Annotated in this window: 6 protein-coding genes; 3 read left to right on the top strand and 3 right to left on the bottom strand. The window is 61.7% G+C overall.

The window, feature by feature from the left end; all coding sequences use genetic code 11:
- Window positions 1-68: 68 nt before the first annotated feature.
- Genes I8N66_RS35550 through I8N66_RS35540 form a run of 3 tightly spaced genes read right to left on the bottom strand, consistent with a single transcriptional unit; the run spans window position 69 to window position 3508 of the window.
- Window positions 69-818: an electron transfer flavoprotein subunit beta/FixA family protein gene (locus I8N66_RS35550; protein ID WP_291164684.1), complete on the bottom strand. Its 750-nt coding sequence runs from the start codon at window positions 816-818 to the stop codon at window positions 69-71.
- A gap of 45 nt (window positions 819-863) precedes the next feature.
- Complete coding sequence (locus I8N66_RS35545) at window positions 864-1469, bottom strand: dimethylsulfonioproprionate lyase family protein (RefSeq protein WP_291164681.1); 606 nt, start codon at window positions 1467-1469, stop codon at window positions 864-866.
- Window positions 1470-1471: 2 nt separating this feature from the next.
- Window positions 1472-3508 (bottom strand): NADH:flavin oxidoreductase, encoded by a 2037-nt coding sequence (locus tag I8N66_RS35540; protein ID WP_291164678.1) that lies wholly within the window; start codon window positions 3506-3508, stop codon window positions 1472-1474.
- Between the two features lie 147 nt (window positions 3509-3655).
- Here I8N66_RS35540 and I8N66_RS35535 point away from each other — a divergent pair, with 147 nt between their 5' ends.
- The 3 genes from I8N66_RS35535 to I8N66_RS35525 form a co-directional block, all read left to right on the top strand.
- The gene (locus tag I8N66_RS35535) at window positions 3656-4285 is read left to right on the top strand and encodes a TetR/AcrR family transcriptional regulator (RefSeq protein WP_291164675.1); all 630 of its coding nucleotides are present in this window, start codon (window positions 3656-3658) and stop codon (window positions 4283-4285) included.
- A gap of 7 nt (window positions 4286-4292) precedes the next feature.
- On the top strand, window positions 4293-5093 hold the full coding sequence (locus I8N66_RS35530; protein ID WP_291164672.1) for a pyrroline-5-carboxylate reductase dimerization domain-containing protein: 801 nt from the start codon (window positions 4293-4295) through the stop codon (window positions 5091-5093).
- Window positions 5094-5158: 65 nt separating this feature from the next.
- Window positions 5159-5869: glycine betaine ABC transporter substrate-binding protein (locus I8N66_RS35525; RefSeq protein WP_291164669.1), on the top strand; the 711-nt coding region annotated here is incomplete at its 3' end.

Raw genomic sequence — 5869 nt, 5'->3', positions numbered from 1 at the left:
CAACGTACTTTCGTACGTGAGCACCGGAAGCGCAGCGACACGCCGTTTGCAGGCGGGCCTCACGGATTTCAGAGCACGCCGGCTTCGGTCTTGAGCTTCTCGACCAGCTCGGCGACCGACTTGACCTTGATGCCGGCCTTGCGGCCCGACGGCTCCTCGGTCTTCAGCACCTTGAGGCGGGCCGTCGTGTCGACGCCGAAGTCGGCGGGCGTCTTCTTGTCGAGCGGCTTCTTCTTTGCCTTCATGATGTTCGGCAGCGACGCGTAACGCGGCTCGTTGAGGCGCAGGTCGGTGGTGACGACCGCCGGCAGCTTGATGTCGATCGTCTGCAGACCGCCGTCGACTTCGCGGGTGACGGTTGCCTTGCCGTCGCCGATCTCGACCTTGGAGGCAAAGGTGCCCTGGGCCCAGCCGAGCAGCGCCGACAGCATCTGGCCCGTCTGGTTGCTGTCATCATCGATCGCCTGCTTGCCGACGATGATCAGGCCCGGCTGTTCGGCCTCGGCCACACCCTTGACGATCTTGGCAACGGCGAGCGGCTCGACCTGGTCTTCGGTCTCGACCAGGATGGCGCGGTCGGCACCCATGGCAAGTGCTGTGCGCAGCGTCTCTTCGGCCTTGGCCGGTCCGACGGATACGACGACGACTTCCTCCGCCTTGCCGGCTTCCTTCAGCCGCAGCGCCTCTTCGACCGAGATTTCGTCGAACGGGTTCATCGACATCTTCACGTTCGCAAGCTCGACGCCCGAACCGTCTGCCTTCACGCGGATCTTGACGTTGTAGTCAACGACACGTTTCACCGTCACAAGTATTTTCATCGCAAACCTTTCTCCCGCGCTCGGTCTTGGCCGAACGCCCTCTCGTCAGTGTCTCGGTCGATCGGGCAACAATGCCCAGAAGGCGAACAGCGGTCTTTCACCCGAACGCATGGCGTGTTTGATGCCAGGCGGATTGTAGAAGGAACCTCCGATCCCCGGAGAGAACCATTCGGAATCGCCGTGCTGGAACTCGCCCTCCGACAGGACGAGGTATGTCTCTTCCGGGGCATGGTCGTGATCGGGATAGCGCACGTTCGGCGCCATCAACGTCACGCCGAGCCAGAGATCCCTTCGATCCTCCAGGCCGCCCGGCCCGACGATCATCGCATTGGCATGGCTCATCAGGAAATTCTCGCTGGCCGTATGGTCGTTGACCGACCGCCACTTCCATTCGAGCGCTGGCTCGAGCGCCGTAAACCGCTCGATCAGCATGTCGAGCGATGTTTTCCCGGTCTTCGTGGCCAGGACGTCGTCAAGATAACGTTCGCAGACGGGAAGGCGCTTGCCAATATCCGAGCGTTGCGGCTGCGAGGCTTCGAGCTGGGCAAGTATCTGCGTGACGGACAGGCGTGATCTTGGATCCTCGGCGAATTGGTCGAACGCGACAAACGCCGCGTCCAGAAAGGCTTGCAAGGCATCAAGCCGCGCCATCGTCAGATATCCTTGGCCAGGCGCAGTGCATCGTAGATGGCCGCATGCGTGTTGCGAGCCGCCACCGCGTCGCCGATCCGGAAGAGTTGATAGGCGCCTTCCGGATTGCGCTCGACGGACTGCGGCGTGCCCGCGATGAGCTCGTCGTAGGAGACTTCGCCGAGGTTCCTCGAGCCAGGCTTCAGTTCGAAATAGAGGTCGTCGAGCGGAATGGTGCCGTGGTTGACGACGATCTGGTCGAAGGTCTGCTGCTTGGCAACACCACCATAGTCGCTGCCGACATGGGCGATGATCTGGTTGCCACTCTTTTCGACCGACTCCAACCGGTAGGTGACGGTGAAGGTGACGTCGAGCTTCTGCAGCGAGCGCATGTAGGGAACGAGGTTCATCGCCATGACTTCCGGCGCGAAAGCCCGGTCCGGCGTCATGATCTCGACCTTCGCGCCGGCCTTGGCGAGGAATTCTGCAGCCTGGAGGCCCGCATGGTCGCCGGCGTCGTCGAAAATGAGCACGTTGGTGCCAGGCTTTACATCCCCCGAGATGATGTCCCAGGAGGAAACGACGAGCTCGTTGCCCTTCGACAAGACCTCTGTGTGCGGCAGTCCACCGGTCGCGATGATGACGACGTCGGGTTTTTCAGTGAGTACGGTGCCAGCCTCGGCCCAAGTGTTGAACCGGAAGGTGACGCCGAGCTTTTCGCACTGGCTCATGCGCCAGTCGATAATGCTGATCATTTCCCGACGGCGCTCGCTCTGGGCCGTAAGCCGGATCTGACCGCCCGGATTGTTCGCGGCCTCCAGAACGACAACCTCATGGCCCCGCTCCGCCGAGACGCGAGCAGCCTCAAGGCCGGCCGGACCGGCACCGACGACGACGACCTTCTTGCGAACGGCGGCCTTCGGTATCCGATGCGGCATCGTTTCTTCGCGACCGGTCGCCGCATTGTGAATGCAGAAGGCCATGCCACCCTGGTAGATACGGTCCAGACAGTAGTTGGCGCCGACGCAGGGGCGGATATCATCCTCGCGCTTTTCCATGATCTTCCGCACGATATGCGGGTCGGTCATATGGGCGCGGGTCATGCCGATCATGTCGACCTTGCCGGCAGCGATCGCATGACGCGCCGTCGCTACGTCCTGGATCTTCGCGGCATGGAAGGTCGGGAACTTGGTTGCTGCGCGCACATCGCCGGCAAAATCCAGATGCGGTGCGCTCGCCATCCCCTGGATCGGGATGACGTCCGTCAGGCCCGGATCCGTATCGATATGACCGCGGATGACATTCAGGTAGTCGATGAGGCCGCTTTCCTTGAGACGACGGGAGATCTCCAGGCCTTCGGCCTTTCCGGTCCCGCCGGGAAGACACTCATCCGCCGTATAGCGAACGCCGAGGATAAAGTCGTTGCCGACCCTTTCGCGCATGGCCTTGAAGACGTCGAAGCAGAAGCGCAAGCGGTTATCGAGCGAACCGCCATAGGGACCGTCGAGTTCGTTGGTCAGCGGCGAGGTGAACTGGTCGATGAGATGCCCGTAGGCTTCCAGCTCGACACCATCCATACCGCCCGCCTTCATCCGTTCGGCGGCGTCGGCAAAATCCTTGATGATGCGCTCGATGTCCCAGTCTTCGAGCTTCTTGGGAAAGGCGCGGTGCGCTGCCTCGCGATGGTGCGAGGGCGCAACGACCGGAAGCCAGTCGCCCTTGTCCCAGCGGGTGCGCCGGCCGAGGTGCGTAAGCTGGATCATGATCGCAGCGCCCTCTTCATGCACGGCGTCGGTCATTTGCCGGATCCACGGCACGATCTCGTCCTTGTAGGCGAGCAGGTTATTGAAGACCGGGGGGCTGTCCTTGGAGACTGCGGCTGAGCCGGCGGTCATCGTCAGCGCCACACCGCCCCTTGCCCGCTCAACCGTATAGGCGCGGTAGCGGTCCTTAGGCATCCCGTCTTCCGGGTAGGCCGGCTCGTGAGACGTGACGATGATGCGGTTGCGCAGGGTCAAATGCTTCAACTGAAACGGCTGAAGCAGGGGATCGTTCGACATGCGACGGGCTCCGGTCTATGGGAAATTATCGCAACGGTAAGCGGAAATGTACATAAGTGTCAATAATGAAAAACACCACAGTTTGGATATTCGACACACATGTACATTTTGCTTGAAACGGTCGTTTGGATTTGTTAGGAGGCAATCATGGAACAGTCGACGAGTGACACTGGCTGGCGCGGTTCTCAGGAGGGATGGCTCGAAGCCGCCTATGACTCCCTGCTCGAGTCGGGCGTGGACTCGGTGAAGATCCTGCCGTTGGCCAAACGGCTCAATCTTTCCCGGACCAGCTTCTATTGGTTCTTCAAGGACCGGGAGGAACTGCTGAGTGCCCTCGTCGCGCGCTGGAGGGAGAAGAATACCGGTAATCTGGTCAAGCAATCCGAAGCCTATGCGGAGTCCTTGGCCGAGGCGATGCTGAACGTCTTCGACTGCTGGGTGAACAAGGACTTGTTCGACTCCCAGTTCGAGTTCGCCGTTCGCAGCTGGGCGCTGCAATCGCCCGAGATACTGGCCGAAGTACACGAGGCCGATCAGGCGAGAATGGAGGCGCTGGGCCGCATGTTCATGCGGTTCGGATATGACGCTGGACCCGCGGACGTTCGCGCACGAACGACCTACCTGGTCCAGATCGGATACATCTCGATGCAGTCCAAGGAGGATCTTGCGCTCCGCATGAAGCGCATTCCGGAATACATCGCGATTTACACCGGACAGACACCACAGCAGAGGGAGCTCGATCGCTTCTTCGCCCGGCACGGCTACAAACCAGAGTGAGAGAAGCATGGAAACGGGCGGGCCTTTGAGGGTTGGCATAATCGGTGGTGCCGGATGGCTGGGCGGGGCGATCGCCGACGCCATTCTCGACGCCGGCATCGTCGAGCCTCAAAACCTGTCGCTCTCCTATCGCAGCGAGCGCCCCGACCGTTTCAACCGCTCCTTCTGGACATCGGACAATCAGGCACTTGCCGACCGTTCGGACGGAATCGTTATCTCCGTCCGCCCGGCCGACTGGCCCGGCCTGAACGTCGTTGCCGAGGGCAAGCTTCTCATCTCCGTCATGGCGGGCATCCGCCTCAATGCCCTTGGTGAGCACCATCGGACGGACCGCGTGGTCCGTACTCTGCCAAATGCGGCGGCCGAAGTCCGCAAGTCCTATACACCGTGGGTTGCCGCGGCCGGGCTCGGACAAGAGGATCGGACGATCACACGGGCGATCCTCGATGCCTGCGGCTGTCAGGATGAAGTGCGCACGGAGGCCGAGATCGACTATCTGACCGGCCTTACCGGATCGGGTCCCGCTTTTCCGGCGCTGCTCGCCGAAGCGATGATGGCCGACGCCATTGCGCATGGACTGCCGCGCGAAGTCGCCAAACGCGCCGTCAACACCCTCCTTGTGGGGGCGGGCCGGCTGCTGGAACAGCGGGACGACTGTCCCGCCGAAACCGTCCAGACTTTCCTCGACTATCGCGGCACCACCGCGGCCGCCATCGAGGAAATGCGCGCGGCCGGCTTCGATATCGCCGTTTCGCGCGGGTTGACGGCAGCGTTCAGGAAATCGGTTCGCATGGGAGAAGCCTCCTAGCGTCGTAGGGACGGGGTCCGCGGCGCCCCGCTCCAGAGAAAAAGCCGCCAAACGAGGGAACGATAATGAAAAGCTCGCTTGCATCGACATGCCTTTTCCTTGGAACCGTCGCCGGTTCGTCGCTCGCCAATGCTGCAGACTGCGGCAGCGTCACCATCGCCAGCATGAACTGGCAAAGTGCCGAGGTGATTTCCAACCTCGACAAGATCATTCTCAATGAAGGTTACGGCTGCAGCGCCGAAATCACCATCGGCGACACCGTGCCGACCATCACCTCCATGGCGGAAAAAGGCGAACCGGATATCGCGCCCGAGGCCTGGATCGACCTGCTTCCCGACGTGGTCAAGAAGGGAACCGAAGAAGGCCGTATCGTGAAGGTCGGCTCTCCGCTTCCCGACGGCGGTGTCCAGGGCTGGTGGATCCCGAAATATTTCGCCGATGCCCATCCGGATATCAAAAGCATTCCCGATCTGCTGAAGCATCCCGACCTCATCAAGGATCCGGAAGACGCGAGCAAGGGCGCGATCTTCAACGGTCCGCAAGGCTGGGGCGGCACGGTCGTAACGGCACAGCTCTACAAGGCCTTCGAGGCAGAGAAGGCCGGTTGGACGCTCGTCGATACCGGCTCGGCCGCGGGCCTCGATGGTTCGATCGCGAAGGCCTACGAACGCAAGGAAGGCTGGGTCGGCTATTACTGGGCACCGACCGCCCTCCTCGGCAAGTACGAGATGGTGCAGCTCGAAGCCGGCGTGCCCTATGACGCGGCTGAGTGGAAG

The sequence above is a fragment of the Ensifer sp. SSB1 genome, from assembly GCF_016652895.1.
GTDB lineage: Bacteria > Pseudomonadota > Alphaproteobacteria > Rhizobiales > Rhizobiaceae > Ensifer.
This window is presented reverse-complemented; position numbering and strand designations above follow the sequence as displayed.